This is a genomic window from Acuticoccus kalidii, from assembly GCF_021556395.1.
Classification (GTDB): Bacteria; Pseudomonadota; Alphaproteobacteria; order Rhizobiales; family Amorphaceae; genus Acuticoccus; species Acuticoccus kalidii.
The window spans coordinates 72,876-87,273 of record NZ_JAKGCS010000007.1 but is presented as its reverse complement, the minus strand read 5'-3'; the positions used below and the strand labels follow the sequence as shown (position 1 = coordinate 87,273).

Here is a 14,398-nt window from a genome sequence, read left to right as displayed (position 1 = left end):
GTTCGGTCAAGCAATGCAAGGCGATGCGCACCGGGAATGCCCGTATGCCGACACATATCGTGATCGCGGGCGCGGGTCCCGCCGCGCTCGTCGCCCTTTGCGAACTCGGCCGGACGCCCGCGAATGCGCGCATCACGCTCCTCACCCGCTCGCCCCACACCCATTATAGCGGAATGGTGCCCGGTTGGATCGAGGGGATCTATCCGGCCGATGCGATCCGGGTGCCGCTCGCGCCCTTTTGCGCCCGTCACGAGGTCGATCTCGTCGTCGGCGAAGCGCGCGAGGCCGATGGTGAACGGCTCGTCCTCACCGACGGGCGGTCGCTGTCCTTCGATACGCTGATCGTCAATTCCGGCGGAGAGACGCGCCGCGCCGGCCCGCTCGCCGCACCCTCTGTGATCCCCGGACGCCCGCTCGAGGGGGTGGTGGAGCGGCTCGGCCCGCACCTTCAGACCGCTGCATCCTTCGCGGTGATCGGCGCGGGTGCGGCGGGCGTCGAGGTCGCCTTCGCCTTGCGGGCGCGGCGGCCGGACGCCGCCGTCACCCTCATCGAGCGTGCCGCGATCCTGCCGGACTTCCCCGCCGCCTTTCGCGCGCGCATCCTCGCCCGTCTCGCCGCCTGCGCGATCGATCTGCGCCTCGGCACCGTGACAGAGTGCGCGCCCGGCGCCGTGATGCTCGGCGCGGAGAGGGTGCCGGCGGACATCGTCCTCGCCTTCACCGGTCCGGCCCCCGGCGCGTTTGTCGCCCATACGCCATTTGCGAAGGCCGCGGACGGCTTCCTCGCGGTGGGGCCCGACATGCGGTCCCTTTCCCACCCCAACGTCTTCGCCGCCGGCGACGTCGCCACCAATGCGGACGATCCGCGTCCGAAATCCGGGGTCTTTTCCGTGCGGTCCGGGCCGCATCTTGCCGCGACCATCGAGGCGATCGCAGCGCATCGCCCGCCGCCGGCCGCCCGGTTGCAGCGTCACGGGCTCGTCCTCCTGTCGACCGGCGGGCGCCGCGCGATCGGCACGCGCAACGGCATCGCCCTCGAAGGCCGCCTCGTGTGGCGTTTGAAGGACCGGATCGACCGCGCCTTCGTCCGCCGATTGACGACGGATTAGGCCGCACGTGCGGAATCAGATTGCCTCTTTGATCGGCAACTGGCTAAGACAAGAGCACTATGATCCTCGCCCTCAGGGTTCTACTCCCCTTCTCCCTCGCTTACCTGATCGCCTATTTGCTACGGGTGGTGAACGCCGTCGCCGGCGATCCCTTGCGGATGGAGCTCGGCCTGTCGACCAGCGAGCTGGGGCTTCTGACGAGCCTTTATTTCCTCGGCTTCGCCCTCTTCCAGCTCCCCTTCGGCATTCTGATGGATCGATATGGCCCGCGGCGAGTGGAGGCCATTCTCCTCCTCCTTGCCGCACTCGGCTGCGTGATCTTCGCCGTCGCGACCGATTTCGCCGAGCTTCTCTTCGGCCGAATCATGATGGGGATCGGCGCCGCGATGTGCCTGATGGCGCCCTTCACGGCCTATCGCCGGTGGTTCTCGCCGGAGCGCGTGCCCCTCGTCGTCGGCATCCACATGTCGTTCGGCGCGATCGGCGCCTCCCTCGGCGGCGGCCCAACCGAGTGGCTCCTCGGCATCACCGGATGGCGGGCGATGTTCGGCCTCCTCGCGGGCCTCGTCGTGGTGGTGTCCGCGATGATCTTCTTCGTCGTCCCGCGCCGCAACGACCCTGTCGGAACGGTCCCGATGAAGACGCTGGCGATCGAGGTCGGCGCCATCCTGAAGAGCCCGGCGATGTGGCGGATCGCGCCGCTTTCGGCGACATCGCAAGCTGGAATGCTGGCGATCGTCAGCCTCTGGACCGGGCCGTGGCTCCGCGAGGCGGCGGGCCATGATTCGGCGACCGCGGCGATGTGGTTGTCGATCACCTCGATCGGGCTTTTGATCGGTTATCTCGGATTCGGCTTCATCACCGGACGCGCCGAACGCTCCGGGCACGCGGTGCACGTCTTCGTGGCGGGCAGCTTCGCCTTCGCCCTCGTCGAGCTTCTCATCATCGTCCTGCCCCCGCAGACGGCGACGCCGCTCTGGATCCTCTACACCATCACCGGCTCGGCTGGCGTCCTCAGCTACGGGATCGCCACCCAGTCCTTCCCGAACGCGATGGCCGGGCGGGTGAACACGACGGTCAACTTCATCGTGTTCTTCTTCGCCTTCCTGGTGCAGTGGGGCTTCGGGATCGTCCTCGATTTCTTCCCCAACGGCGCGGGCGGCGCGACACGAGCGGGCTACCAGGTCGCGCTCAGCATCCTCCTGGTGCTCCAGCTCCTCGCGATCGTGCCGCTCCTCGTCGTGCGGAACGTGCGCACGCCGGATTGGAGCGTGCGCTGACCGACGCGGCGCGGCGCGTCACGGCGCGGTGAGGAGCTCCCGCACCGCGCCGATGATCGCCTTCGTCGAGCGGGACAGATCACCGAGGCGGACGCTCTCGTCGGCCGAGAAATCCACCGCCTCGCCGACGATCGGCGGGCCGACGCCATAGAGCGCCGTCGGAATCCCCGCGAGCGCATAATGGCGCGCGCCGCTCACCACGGGGGCGGAGACGACGGGCACCGGCTGGGCGAGCGCGGCTTCCGCATGGCGTGACAGCGTGTCGGCGAGCCGTGCGCTGCGCTCGGTCGGCTCGACGGGTTCCGCGAGGAGGAGCCGGCGGCACTCGACCTCGACATTGGCGTTCACCGGAACCGCCGAGATCCGTTCGATCAGAGCGGCCTCGACGGCCTCCCCGTCATCGTCGGCCTTCAAACGCCGGTCGATGGTGAAGCGCACCCTGTCGGCGACGAGATTGACCCCGCGCCCGCCCTCGATGAGGCCGATCGTCAGCGGCTCCCGCTCCGCCCCGCCGTCGGTGAGGGCGGACAGGATCGCCACCGCGGCGATCATCGCATCGTGGCCGTCCTCGGGGCGTGAGGCGTGGGCCTGCCGGCCGCGCAGGATCACCTCCATATGGAGGACGCCTTCCTGGCCGACGATCACCTGATAGGCCGTTCCCGCGGCGATCACCGCATCGGGCGCGGACAGATGGTGGCTGAGGAGGAAGGCGGGGCCGAGAAAGCCGCCGCTCTCCTCGTCCGCGGTGATGTGGAGTTCGAGCGTGCCCGAGAGGCCCGCCGGATCGGCGATCAGCGCCTCGAACGCGAAGATATAAGCGACGATGTCGGCCTTGCTGTCGCGCGCGCCGCGGCCGAACAGGAGGCCGTCTTTGATCTCGGCGCCGAACGGATCGTGCCGCCAATGGCTGCCGGCCGGGATCGTGTCGAGCGGGGCGTGGAGCGCCACCGTGGGCCCCGCCCCGAAGGTGTGGCGCACGACGAGGTTGATCACCTCGCCGCGGCCATAATGCCGGCCGAACGGCGCCGGACAGGGGTGCCACTCGACCGTGTGCCCCCGGTCCTGAAGCCACAGGCCGAGCCACTCCATCGCCGCGTTGGTGTCGCCCGGCGGGTTCTCGGTAGGGCGGACGACGAGCGCCTTCAGAAGCGCCGTCTCATCGGCCGTGACCTCGTCGGCCACGGCCTCGATAGAGGAAGAACTCATCGGTCCGGCACGAGCACGGTCGAGCCCGTCGTGCGTCGTCCCTCGAGCGCGCGGTGCGCTTCGGCGGCGTCCTTCAAGGGGAAGGTCGTGCCGACATTGATCTTCACCTTACCGCTGCCGACGAGATCGAAGAGATCGGCCGCGTTCGCCTCCAGCATCGCCCGCGTGCGGACATAGGTGAAGAGCGTCGGCCGCGTCGTGAAGAGCGAGCCGTGGGAGGACAGATCGCCGAGCGCGAAATTTTTGATCGGCCCGGAGGATTGGCCGAACGGCACCCAGAGGCCGAGCGGCTTGATGCAGTCGAGCGAGCCCGGATAGGTGTCCTGCCCGACCGAATCATACGCGACGTCGACGCCCTTGCCGTCGGTAATCTCTTTGACGCGGGCGACGAAATCCTCGGTCTTGTAGTTGATGACATGGGTGTAGCCGTTCGCGCGGGCGAGCTCGGCCTTCTCCTCGCTCGACACGGTGCCGATCACGGTCGCGCCGATCGATTTCAGCCACTGGCCCGCGATGAGGCCGACACCGCCCGCCGCGGCATGGAAGAGGACGACCGAATCGGGCGTCACTTTATAGGTCTCTTTGACGAGATATCGCACCGTCATGCCCTGGAGCATCATGGCGGCGGCCTGCTCGTCGCTCACGCTGTCGGGGAGCTTCAGCGCGGTGTCGGCGGGCATCACGCGCGTTTCGGCATAGGCGCCGATGGGGCTCGCATAGGCGACGCGGTCCCCCGGCGCAAAGTTCGCGACGCCATCGCCGACGGCCTCCACGACGCCGGCCGCCTCGTTGCCGATGATCAGCGGAAACCCGCCGGGCGGCGGATAGAGGCCGGTGCGAAAATAGGTGTCGATGAAGTTGAGCCCGATCGCGGTGTGCCGCACAAGGAGCTGCCCGGGCCCCGGCGACGGAACGTCGACGGTCTTCCACTTGAGGACTTCCGGTCCACCGGGTTCCTCAACGACGATAGCGTGCGTCATATTCCCTCTCCGCATTTCGATCGCGGACGTTAGTTTTGGACGTAAGGTCTATCAAGGCACGGGCCCAGGGGGAACGGCGGAGGGACAGATGGACACGGTGGATGACGGGACGGTGATCGACGGAGCGCGCGCGGACGGACAGCGTGCCACCGTCGATATCGCCGTGGTCGGCGGCGGACCGACCGGGATGATCGCGACACTCGTCGCCGTCGAGGCCGGCTGGCCGGTCGCTTTGGTCGCGCCGGCGCTCGGCAACGACCCGCGCACCACGGCGCTGATGATGCCGGCCGTCGAACTGTTGGAACGCCTCGATGTGTGGCGCCGGGTGGAGGACAATGCGGCGCCGCTGATCACGATGCGCATCGTCGACGACACGGGCCGCCTCCCCCGCGCGCCCGAAATCGCGTTCGATTCGCATGAGATCGGCCGCAGCCAGTTCGGCTTCAACATTCCGAACGAGGTCTTGAACCGCGCCCTCCACGACCGGCTCGAAGAGACCGGCGCCCTGCGGATCGAGACGACCGCGGACGCCTTCGAGGACGGCGCGCCGGCCCGGATCCGCACGCCCGAAGGCGATGTCGAGGCCAATCTGGTGATCGCCGCGGACGGGGCCCATTCGTTGGTGCGCGAGGCGGCCGGGCTCGGCGTGCGGCGTTGGAGCTACGACCAAGCGGCGTTCGTCACGTCGCTCTCGCACGAGCGCCCGCATGGCGGCACGTCGACCGAATTCCACACCGAACACGGACCGTTCACCCTGGTGCCGCTGCCCGGCAATCGGTCCTCGCTCGTCTGGGTCGGCCGGCCGCAGGCGATGGAGCGGCTCACCGCGATGGATCCCGGCCCCCTCGCCCGGCTGATCGAGACGCGCGCCCACAACATTCTCGGCCACATGTCCGTCGACGGCCCGCGCGCTGCGATCCCGCTCGACGGTCTCGTCGCGCGGGAGCTCGGAGCAGGCCGTGTGGTCCTCGTCGGCGAAGCGGCACACCGCTTCCCGCCGATCGGGGCGCAGGGGCTCAATCTCGGCCTGCGGGATGTCGAAACGCTGGGCGGGCTATTGAAGGCGGCCAGGATGACCGGCGATCTCGTCGGCCTTCCGACGCGCTATGCGCGCAAGCGGCGGCTCGATGTCGAGACCCGGACGATCGGCGTCGATCTCTTGAACCGCTCGCTCCTGTCCGGTGCGTTGCCGGTGACGCTGCTGCGGACGGCGAGCCTCGCCGCCGCGCACGGCATCACCCCGCTGCGGCGGACGATGATGCGCCTCGGCCTCGGCGGCTGAGGCGTCGCGCGGGCGTCAGGCGGCGTCCGATTGGCTTTCGAGCTGGTGGCCGCCGACCTGCCCCTTCGCCGGGCGTTCGATCATCACCCGCTTGGCGTACGCCTCGGCGAGGTGGACCATCAGCTCCTCTTCGAGCTTCGGCCTCATGAACGAGGCGATGAACGCCTTGCCGTGTTCGGCGATCGCCTCACACTCGTCATCGTGCGCGACGCACCATTGATAGACGTCCTCGAGATCGGCGAGATCCTGGCGCACCGGCACATAGTGGACGAACGGCTTGAGCAGGCCCTCGCACGCCCAGGTCTGGATTAACGGCGGCGGCATGATGACGACCGAGTTGGACGCCAGCATCCATTTCAGCCCCGTCGCCACGTCGTTGCCTTCGAGCGACAACAGATATTTTGATTGAAGATGCTCGGCGAGCGACACTTTCGGCCGGACATGCGCGTCGAGGTTGACATCGCTCTCGTCAGCGAGGCGCTGCCGGATGTTGTCCAGAATGTCCGTGAAGCCGATATCGATGTTCGGATTTTCATTCTGCGCATTGAAACGCATGATGAAATAGCGGCTCCCGCGATCCTCCCAATGATGAGGATTGGTGCGATGGAAACGCCCCGTGGTCGTGCCGCGCCAGAGGAGACGCCGGTCCTTTTCCCGGAACGGAATGTCGTTCTCGGGGATGTCGCGCACCGGACCGAAATGGCGGTGGGCGTTGAGGCGCATCAGCACCGGCAGGCCGGGATCATAAATCGGGCCGGATTTGCAGAAGGCCGGGAAATAGAGGCTTTTCGCGTTGTCGCCGGCGACGACGAGAAAGTCGTTCTTCAGGCCCGCCGCGTCGTGAATGCGGATGAGCGGCTCGACATAACCCCGGAAAATCCGCTCCGCCGTCACCGCCTCGAACGGCGCGTCCGCGGCGAACTCCTCCAGCGTCATGCCGACGGAACACACGACACCTTCCCAACGCTGGGTCGGCTTGAAGCGAATCGCATCAATCTTTGATAGGTTTCCTAAATAAACCTTCAAACGTTGATGCTTTTTGACCTTCCCCGAGCGCACAACCTCACTCAACCCGACACACCTTTCGCAATTTCTTTTGTGCAAATATCTGTTCGCTTCGTCACGATCAACCCATGAACATCGAACAAGACCTTGATTTCGATACCATAAGTCAACCGGCGATGCAGCACCCTCTTTGCGGTGAGGGACCGGATAGCAGGCATGTGCGTTTCGCCATCCCCGGCTCAGCCTGAGCGGACGGCGGATCGCCAGGCACCGCGGGCGCGCTAAGGCGCTTGGCCGGGCTAGAGAACGCCGGAGCGGATTGCGTAGAGGATCCCCGTCACCGTGATGGCGGAGACCGCCGTGCCGACGAGAATCGCGTTCGATGCACCGTCGACGAAGCGGCCATATTGGGTGGCGATCACGAAGCAGTTCGTGGCCGGCGGGATCGCGGCCATCAGCACCGCGGTGGTCAGCCACACCGGATCCACCGAGACCATGCTGACCAACAGATAGGCCATTACCGGGTGCGCGATCAGCTTGATCAGGAGGAAGATCGAGATGTCGCCGACCGACTTGCGCGTCGGCGGCGGCTGCAGCGCGACCGTCACCCCCATCGCAAACAGCGCGCACGGCGCGGCGGCGCCCCGCAGCATCGTGAGGAGCCGGTCGAGCGCCTCGGGCGGGCGCCATTCGAAGGCGGCGGCGAGTGCTCCGGCGATCACCGCGAGGATGAACGGGTGGGTGAAGATGCGCTTCAGGATCAGCCACGCCATCTCGCCGGCCGATTCGGTCTGCCGGCCGCCGAGCGCCATCAGGATCGGAGTGATCGTGAAGAAGGCGATATTCTCGAAGGCGAAGATCAGCGCGACCGGCACCGTCGCCGAGGTACCGATCGCCGAGATCGCGAGGCCGGGGCCCAAATAGCCGTTGTTGGAGTAGGCGCCGATGAGGGCCTGGATCGTCGCCCGCTCGACATCGAAGCGACTGCGGATCATCGCGATCGCGAAGGCGATGGCGAAAATCGTGAGCGTCGAGGCGAGGACCGCGAGGATGAAGCCGACATTCGACAATTCGGCAAAGGGCGTCTCGCCGATGAGCTGAAAAAACAGCGCCGGCAGCGCGAGATAGAGAATGAAGATGTTCAGCCATTCGAGCCCGGACGCCGGCCGGCGCACGATACGCCCGAACACGAAGCCGAGAAAAATGAGCCCGAAGAACGGGATGGTCAGGGAAAGAACGTCACCCATGGCGATCGCTGCGTCGCTCCGCATTGCCGAGCGCGGCCATCGCCCGTCGGAAAGCCGGTCGCCCTCGATGCCTGTGACCGGATGTCTCGGCGTTAAGGCATCTCGCCCCTCGCCGTAAAGGGCGGGAAGGTGCGCGGCTGCGGGTGAAATCGTCCGCGATGCCTTTTCCGCTCCCCTTCCATGTCCGATGATGGGGTTGATCGCCCGCCCCTGCCGCGGCGATCACGCCGCATGGCATCGTGCGCCGCGCGGCACCATATCCGCGCCCGCCGGATCGCCGGGCCGACGCGACTTTGCAGGGCCGACGCGACAATAAAAGGAGCCGTCCTTGGACGACACGTCCGCCACCAAGCCATCGCCGCACAGCAAGACGCGCCAACGCGCCGGCAAACGCCCCACGGCCGGCCAGTATCTCGAATACGCAATCACGCGCGCGCTCGGCCTCGTGCTGCGCCATATTCCGGTCGACGCGGCGTCGGCGATCGGCGGCGCCGTCCTCGGCACGATCATGCCGCTGACGAGCCGCAACACGCGCGCGATGGAGAACATGGCCTTCGCCATGCCGGAAAAGTCCGAGGCCGAGATCCGCGCGCTCACGAAGGCGATGTGGCACCATCTCGGCCGTGTCTTCGGCGAAGCCTTCCAGATCGACCGCCTCACCGACGATATCAGCCGCGTCGAGCTTCCCGCCGATTTCGACCACTATAAAGCCCGCGTCGCCGATGGCGCGATCGCCGCCGCGCTCCATCTCGGCAACTGGGAGATCGCGGGAAGCCTTCCCCGCAAGGCCGGGCTCGAGATCGCGGGGGTCTACCAAAAGCTCCACAATCCGATGGTCGAGGACTATCTGCGCCAAATGCGCGAGAGCGCCTATCCGAAAGGGCTCTACAGCAAAGGCCCCGAGCTCGGCCATACGCTGATCCAACTCGCCCGCAAGGGGGCCGGCGTCGGAATCGTCGCCGATTTTCGGGAAAAGCGCGGGATCGGCGTCAATTTCTTCGGCCACCCCGCGTTCGCGACGCCCCTTCCCGCAATGCTCGCCCGGATGGCGGGAAAGCCCCTCATCGTCGGCGCCGTGGTGCGCACCAAGGGCGTTCATTTCCGGGCGATGTTGGAAGAGGTGCCGGTCAACGTCACCGACGATCGCGACAGGGATATCGCCGAGGCGACCCAGGCCCTGCACGACGTCTACGAGCGCTGGATCCGCGAGACACCGTCCCAATGGATGTGGACACATCGCAAGTGGGCCCGCTCAAATCGGCGAGAGTTAACCGTCAACACGGCGAGTGCGTCCGATGGCGCATCGGTGTCGATCCCGCCGTCGGCGGAAATCGCGCCGTCGGCGGCCGACGAGAGACCGCCCGCCACCGCTGCAAGGCAGCCCGCCGTTCATAATGATTAGCAGTTTCGGGCGCGGCGCCTTATCTCACCGTCAACACAGGCTTGCGCCGTTCGCATGTGCTCGGTACGCCTAGTCAGGTTTAAGAGCGCCGCCTTTCGCGAGGCTGTGCTCGCATTCGAACCAGACACGGGTGGACGACATTCACAACACGCAATGTGATCGGTCTCGATGCGGATGCCGTTCGAAGAGCGACGCCGAGGGGGCGGTGCTCTCCCCGCCGCGTCCGGCCGATCGGAGTTTGTGGTCCCGTGTCTTGGTCGCTCGTCGACCTCTAGTTGGGCAGTACGCATGAAGAAAATTCGGACGGCTAAGTTTCAGCTCGGCCAAGTGGTCCGCCATCGTGTGTTTAGTTTCCGGGGCGTCATCTTCGACGTCGACCCGACCTTTTCGAACACCGAAGAATGGTGGGAAGCAATCCCCGAGGACATCCGTCCCCGGCGCGACCAGCCTTTTTATCACCTGTTCGCCGAGAACGACGAAACGGAATATATCGCCTACGTCTCGGAACAGAATCTGTTGCCGGACGATACGGGTGAGCCCGTGCGCCACCCCCAGGTGAGCGACATGTTCGAGCGTCGCGACGGCGCCTATTGCGCCCGCTCGTCGAACTTCCACTGATTGGACGTCCCGCCCAGCGGGATCGCCATAAAACACCGTGACGGGGCCGACCGGACCCGTCCGATGAAATCGAAAAGGGCGCCGATCGCGGCGCCCTTTTCGTTTGTCCGGCTTACTGGTTCGCGTCTTCGATCGCGCGGCGCTGCTCGGCGACGAGGCGATCGCGCGCGGCCTGGGCCCGCTCTTCGAGCTGGCGCTGCAGGTCGGCCTGCTTCTGCTCGAGTGCCTGCGGGTCGATGCCGCTGCCATCATAGGCGGACGTGAAGCCCATCAGCGTCAAGTCGAAGCGGACCGGCTTGGCCTGCTGATTCATGGTCGTGACCTGCAGCTTGCCGCCGCCCTTGAGGCGGTTGACGTATGCCGCGTCGATCGCGAGCTCGGCGTAGCAGGCGTTCGGGAAACAGATCGAGTAACGGGCCTGCTGGGCCTGGTTCCCGTCGATCTGAAGCTGCACGCCCGGTTGGATCAGCATCCCGACCGGCACCGATGCGAGCAGGCTCTTGCGCGCCTCACCTTCGGCCTCGCGGATCGCGACCGAGGCGAGAAACTGGCCCGAATCGGTCCGTAGCTCTTGCGTGATCAGGCACAATTCCTTGTTGGCCTGCGGATCACGATTGCAGATCTTCACCCACGCATTGTCGTCGGATGCTTCCTGGGCGATCGACGGCGCCGCTGGAAAGGCCGCCGCTGTCGCGAACGCCAATGCAGCGAACATCTTTGCCAAACGCATGCTCTATTCCCCCGTACTCATGGCTTGTGGCAGGTCGCGCCCTGCCCGGTCCACACGAACGCTTAGACCGGGTCGGCCAAAATGGCTAGAAGAGCGACTATGACGAATCCGATAATTCACGTACCTCACGGTACCCGGAGAGGGCGACGATGGTGAATGTGACGCCCATACGCAATATGACCGCTTCATTACTGCGTCGATTGGTGACCCCGTGCCTCATCGCGACCGTCGCGGCGTTGGTTGCACTTTCGGGGCCCCAAGCGCAAGCAGCCAATGGAATCGCGATGCACGGCGACCCGGAGCTCGGCCCGGAGACGCCGCTGCCGTACGCCGATCCCGATGCGCCGCAAGGCGGACGCATGACGTTCGGCGCGCTCGGCTCGTTCGATTCGCTCAATCCGATGATCCCCCGCGGGGCGAAAGCGCCGGGACTACGCGATCAGCTCTACGGCAACTTCGTTTATGAGAGCCTGCTCGACCGCAATTATGACGAGCCCTTCTCGCTCTACGGTCTCCTCGCCTCCGACGTCGAGATGTCACCCGAACGCGATTGGGTGACGTTTACGATCGACGAGAAGGCCCGCTTTTCCGACGGCGAGCCGGTGACATCGGCGGACGTCGCCTTCACGCTCGATCTCCTGCGCGAACAAGGCTGGCCCTATGCGCGCAACTATTATTCCAAGGTCGAGACGGTCGAGACGCCGGACGCGCGCACCATCACCTTCCGCTTTCCGAACGCCAACGATCGAGAACTGCCGCTGATCCTCGGGCTGATGCCGATCCTGTCCGAGCACGGCACCGACCCGGAGACGTTCGGCCGCACCACCCTCAGCCCGCCGGTCGGCACCGGGCCCTACCGGATCGACGCGGTGGCATCGGGCCGCAGCATCACCTATCGCCGCAACCCGGATTATTGGGGGAACGACCATCCCCTCAATGCCGGCCGCTACAATGCGGACGAGGTGCGCTTCAACTTCTTTCGCGACGAGACCGCGATGTTCGAGGCGTTCAAGACCGGCGAGATCGACCTCTATCTCGACGCCGATGCCGGGCGCTGGGCCTCCGGCTACGACTTTCCGGCGATCCGCGACGGGCGCGCGGTGCGGATGGAGGTTCCGACCGGCATCCCGCGCGGCATGTTCGCCTTCGTGTTCAACACGCGTCGCCCGCCGTTCGACGACATCCGCGTGCGCGAGGCGCTCAACCACCTCTTTGATTTTCCCTGGATCAACGAGCAGCTCTTTTATGGCGCGCTGCGCCGCACGACGAGCTATTTCGCGAGCTCGGAGCTGCAATCGACCGGAACCCCGGCGAGCGCGGCCGAGCGCACGATGCTTGCCCCCTATCTCGACGGTATTCCCGAGAGCATCGTCGAAGGGACCTGGACGCCCCCGACGCTCGATGGATCGGGGCGCGACAGGGCGAAGATCCGCGAGGCGCTCGGCCTCCTCGCCGAAGCCGGATGGCGGATCCGGGACGGGCGGCTCCTCGACGAGAGCGGCGCGCCATTTTCGTTCGAGATCCTCGTCGCGACGCGGGACGACGAACGCCTTGCCCTCGCTTTCCAGCGCCTCCTGCGGCCAGTGGGGATCGACGCGCGCGTGCGCTATGTCGATTCCAGCCAATATAACGCCCGGATGCTCGCCTTCGATTTCGACATGGCGCGCGTCTTCTGGCCTACGTCGCTCTCACCCGGCAACGAGCAGACGCACCGCTGGTCCGCGGCGGCGGCGGACATCGAGGGCTCGTTCAATTATGCCGGCGCCAAAGATCCCGCGATCGACGCGATGATCGCGGAGATGCTCGCCGCGACGGATCGCGCGGCGTTCACCGACGCCGTTCACGCCCTCGACAGAGTGCTTCTGTCCGGCGTCTATGTCATTCCGCTTTACCATTCGCCGGTGCAGTGGGTCGCCCGGTCGAGCCGGCTCGGCGTCCCGAACAAACAGAGCCTTTCCGGCGTTGAACTCGAAACATGGTGGGTCAACCCATGAGCCAAATCGACACGAGCGCGATCGAACCGTTGCGCATCGACGTCGTCTCGGACGTGATGTGTCCCTGGTGCTTCATCGGCAAGCGCCGGCTGGAAAAAGCCCTTGAGGCGGCCTCCGACGTCGATGTCGAGGTCAACTGGCTGCCCTTCCAGCTCGACCCGACCTTGCCGCCCGAAGGCAAGGACCGGCAGCAATATCTCGCCGAAAAATTCGGCGGCGCGGACAAGGCGGCCGAACGCTATCGTCCGATCGAGGAGGCCGGCGCGGCCGAGAGCATTCCCTTCGCCCTCGACAAGATCACCCGCTCCCCGAACACCCTCGACGCTCACCGCGTGATCCGCTGGGCCGGCATCGAGGGCGTGCAGGATGCGGTCGTGGAGCGCCTCTTCCAGCTCTATTTCGTCGAAGGGGCGAACCTTGCCGAGCGCGAGACACTCGTCAGTGCCGCAACCGATGCGGGGATGGACGGCGACGTCGTGCGCCGCCTTCTCGCCTCCGACGCCGACCTTGCCGAGACCGAAGCGGAAATCGTGCACGCCCAGGCGATCGGAGTGCAGGGCGTTCCCTGCTTCATCCTCGACGGTCGCTATGCGGTGAGCGGGGCGCAGCCGGCCGAGATCCTTGCCGACGCGATCCGCCAGGTCGCCGCGGAACGCCTTGAGAATGCCGCGCCGCACTGAGCGGCGGGCGGGATGCCGAAACGAGAGCTGACATCATGAAGACGATCAACGGCGTCGACCACACGATCATCGCGGTCGACGATCTGTCGGAGGGGGAGATCGCGCTGACGCGGCTCGGCTTCCACCTCACCCCGCGCGGCATCCACTCGGCCCACAAAGGGACGGCGAACGCGACCGCGGTGTTCAAGAACGGCACCTATATCGAGATCCTCGGCGTGACCGCGCCGACCGAGTGGAACACCTCGCTGCGCGACGCCCTCGCGGCGCACCGCTATCTCTATGGTGTCGCGATGAAGACGACCGACGCCGCCGCCGCGTTCGACGAATTTGCCGAAGCCGGCATCGGCGCGGAGGCGATGAACGCCTTCTCCCGCCCGGTGGAGCTCGCCGACGGCACGCACGAGGCGTCCTTCCGCACGACCAACATCGCCCACAAGGCGACCCCCGGCGCGCACGCTTTCGTGTGCGAGCATCTCACCCCGGATGTCGTGTGGCGGCCCGATTTTCTCGATCAGTCGAACGCCGTCGTCGGGCTGAAGTCGATCATCGGCGTCGCGGAGGATCTCGACATGATCGCCGCGCGCTGGGGCCACCTCTCCCCGACCGCGCCGAAGGTGGAGCCAAGCCGCGTGACGATGGACTTCGGCAACGCCGCCGTCGAGTTCATGACCCCCGCCGCCTATGGCGACGCCTACGGACCGCCGCCGTCCACCGAGCCGAGCCTTGCCGCGCTCGTCTTCCTGTCGGGCGATCTCGGCAAGACGCGCGCCGTCCTCGAGGACGCCGACATTCCGGAGCCGGCGAGCCTCACGGTGCCGCCCGAATGCGGCGCTGGCATCACGATGCGGTTCGTGCCCGCCTGAAC

13 protein-coding genes are annotated in these 14,398 nt (G+C 66.4%); 8 read left to right on the top strand and 5 right to left on the bottom strand.

All coding sequences use genetic code 11. From position 1 onward, the window contains the following. The first annotated feature begins 44 nt into the window (after positions 1 to 44). Both L1787_RS04005 and L1787_RS04000 read left to right on the top strand, forming a co-directional pair. A complete protein-coding gene (locus L1787_RS04005; RefSeq protein ID WP_235707247.1) occupies positions 45 to 1,109 on the top strand; it encodes an FAD-dependent oxidoreductase in 1,065 nt (354 codons plus the stop codon). 59 nt (positions 1,110 to 1,168) lie between these two features. Then, positions 1,169 to 2,389 carry an MFS transporter gene (locus tag L1787_RS04000; RefSeq protein WP_235707246.1) on the top strand — a complete coding sequence of 407 codons (1,221 nt, stop codon included), beginning with the start codon at positions 1,169 to 1,171 and terminating at the stop codon, positions 2,387 to 2,389. An 18-nt stretch (positions 2,390 to 2,407) separates the two neighbouring features. Here L1787_RS04000 and L1787_RS03995 read toward each other — a convergent pair whose 3' ends face one another. After that, positions 2,408 to 3,595 carry a M20/M25/M40 family metallo-hydrolase gene (locus L1787_RS03995; protein ID WP_235707245.1) on the bottom strand — a complete coding sequence of 396 codons (1,188 nt, stop codon included), beginning with the start codon at positions 3,593 to 3,595 and terminating at the stop codon, positions 2,408 to 2,410. After that, a complete protein-coding gene (locus L1787_RS03990) occupies positions 3,592 to 4,575 on the bottom strand; it encodes a quinone oxidoreductase family protein (protein WP_235707244.1) in 984 nt (327 codons plus the stop codon). Before L1787_RS03990 ends, L1787_RS03995 begins: the two co-directional genes overlap by 4 nt. An 88-nt stretch (positions 4,576 to 4,663) precedes the next feature. Between L1787_RS03990 and L1787_RS03985 the strand changes: the two genes are divergently transcribed. Beyond that, positions 4,664 to 5,857 (top strand): UbiH/UbiF family hydroxylase, encoded by a 1,194-nt coding sequence (locus L1787_RS03985; protein WP_235707243.1) that lies wholly within the window; start codon positions 4,664 to 4,666, stop codon positions 5,855 to 5,857. A gap of 15 nt (positions 5,858 to 5,872) precedes the next feature. Here L1787_RS03985 and L1787_RS03980 read toward each other — a convergent pair whose 3' ends face one another. Together L1787_RS03980 and L1787_RS03975 are read right to left on the bottom strand one after the other, a co-directional pair. Next, positions 5,873 to 6,808: a glycosyl transferase family 90 gene (locus tag L1787_RS03980; protein WP_235707242.1), complete on the bottom strand. Its 936-nt coding sequence runs from the start codon at positions 6,806 to 6,808 to the stop codon at positions 5,873 to 5,875. Positions 6,809 to 7,161: 353 nt separating this feature from the next. Continuing rightward, positions 7,162 to 8,109 (bottom strand): AEC family transporter, encoded by a 948-nt coding sequence (locus L1787_RS03975; protein ID WP_235707241.1) that lies wholly within the window; start codon positions 8,107 to 8,109, stop codon positions 7,162 to 7,164. A gap of 328 nt (positions 8,110 to 8,437) precedes the next feature. Here L1787_RS03975 and L1787_RS03970 point away from each other — a divergent pair, with 328 nt between their 5' ends. Together L1787_RS03970 and hspQ are read left to right on the top strand one after the other, a co-directional pair. Then, entirely contained in the window at positions 8,438 to 9,511 is a 1,074-nt protein-coding gene (locus L1787_RS03970; RefSeq protein ID WP_235707240.1) for a lysophospholipid acyltransferase family protein, read from the top strand. A gap of 288 nt (positions 9,512 to 9,799) precedes the next feature. Further along, the gene (gene hspQ / locus L1787_RS03965) at positions 9,800 to 10,129 is read left to right on the top strand and encodes a heat shock protein HspQ (protein ID WP_235707239.1); all 330 of its coding nucleotides are present in this window, start codon (positions 9,800 to 9,802) and stop codon (positions 10,127 to 10,129) included. Between the two features lie 112 nt (positions 10,130 to 10,241). Here hspQ and L1787_RS03960 read toward each other — a convergent pair whose 3' ends face one another. Then, a complete protein-coding gene (locus L1787_RS03960; RefSeq protein ID WP_235707238.1) occupies positions 10,242 to 10,859 on the bottom strand; it encodes an invasion associated locus B family protein in 618 nt (205 codons plus the stop codon). Between the two features lie 284 nt (positions 10,860 to 11,143). On the opposite strand from L1787_RS03960, the gene L1787_RS03955 reads away from it, so the two are divergent. Genes L1787_RS03955 through L1787_RS03945 form a run of 3 tightly spaced genes read left to right on the top strand, consistent with a single transcriptional unit; the run spans position 11,144 to position 14,396 of the window. Then, positions 11,144 to 12,853 carry an extracellular solute-binding protein gene (locus tag L1787_RS03955; RefSeq protein ID WP_235707237.1) on the top strand — a complete coding sequence of 570 codons (1,710 nt, stop codon included), beginning with the start codon at positions 11,144 to 11,146 and terminating at the stop codon, positions 12,851 to 12,853. After that, a complete protein-coding gene (locus L1787_RS03950) occupies positions 12,850 to 13,533 on the top strand; it encodes a DsbA family oxidoreductase (protein WP_235707236.1) in 684 nt (227 codons plus the stop codon). The genes L1787_RS03955 and L1787_RS03950 overlap by 4 nt, the downstream gene beginning before the upstream one ends. Positions 13,534 to 13,568: 35 nt before the next feature. After that, complete coding sequence (locus tag L1787_RS03945) at positions 13,569 to 14,396, top strand: VOC family protein (protein ID WP_235707235.1); 828 nt, start codon at positions 13,569 to 13,571, stop codon at positions 14,394 to 14,396. The last annotated feature ends 2 nt before the right edge of the window (positions 14,397 to 14,398 follow it).

Coding starts and splice junctions, on each gene's coding strand:
- L1787_RS04005 (WP_235707247.1), top strand. CDS start 45: ATGCCGACACATATCGTGATCGCGGGCGCGGGTCCCGCCGCGCTCGTC.
- L1787_RS04000 (WP_235707246.1), top strand. CDS start 1,169: ATGATCCTCGCCCTCAGGGTTCTACTCCCCTTCTCCCTCGCTTACCTG.
- L1787_RS03995 (WP_235707245.1), bottom strand. CDS start 3,595: ATGAGTTCTTCCTCTATCGAGGCCGTGGCCGACGAGGTCACGGCCGAT.
- L1787_RS03990 (WP_235707244.1), bottom strand. CDS start 4,575: ATGACGCACGCTATCGTCGTTGAGGAACCCGGTGGACCGGAAGTCCTC.
- L1787_RS03985 (WP_235707243.1), top strand. CDS start 4,664: ATGGACACGGTGGATGACGGGACGGTGATCGACGGAGCGCGCGCGGAC.
- L1787_RS03975 (WP_235707241.1), bottom strand. CDS start 8,109: ATGGGTGACGTTCTTTCCCTGACCATCCCGTTCTTCGGGCTCATTTTT.
- hspQ (WP_235707239.1), top strand. CDS start 9,800: ATGAAGAAAATTCGGACGGCTAAGTTTCAGCTCGGCCAAGTGGTCCGC.
- L1787_RS03960 (WP_235707238.1), bottom strand. CDS start 10,859: ATGCGTTTGGCAAAGATGTTCGCTGCATTGGCGTTCGCGACAGCGGCG.
- L1787_RS03955 (WP_235707237.1), top strand. CDS start 11,144: ATGCACGGCGACCCGGAGCTCGGCCCGGAGACGCCGCTGCCGTACGCC.
- L1787_RS03950 (WP_235707236.1), top strand. CDS start 12,850: ATGAGCCAAATCGACACGAGCGCGATCGAACCGTTGCGCATCGACGTC.
- L1787_RS03945 (WP_235707235.1), top strand. CDS start 13,569: ATGAAGACGATCAACGGCGTCGACCACACGATCATCGCGGTCGACGAT.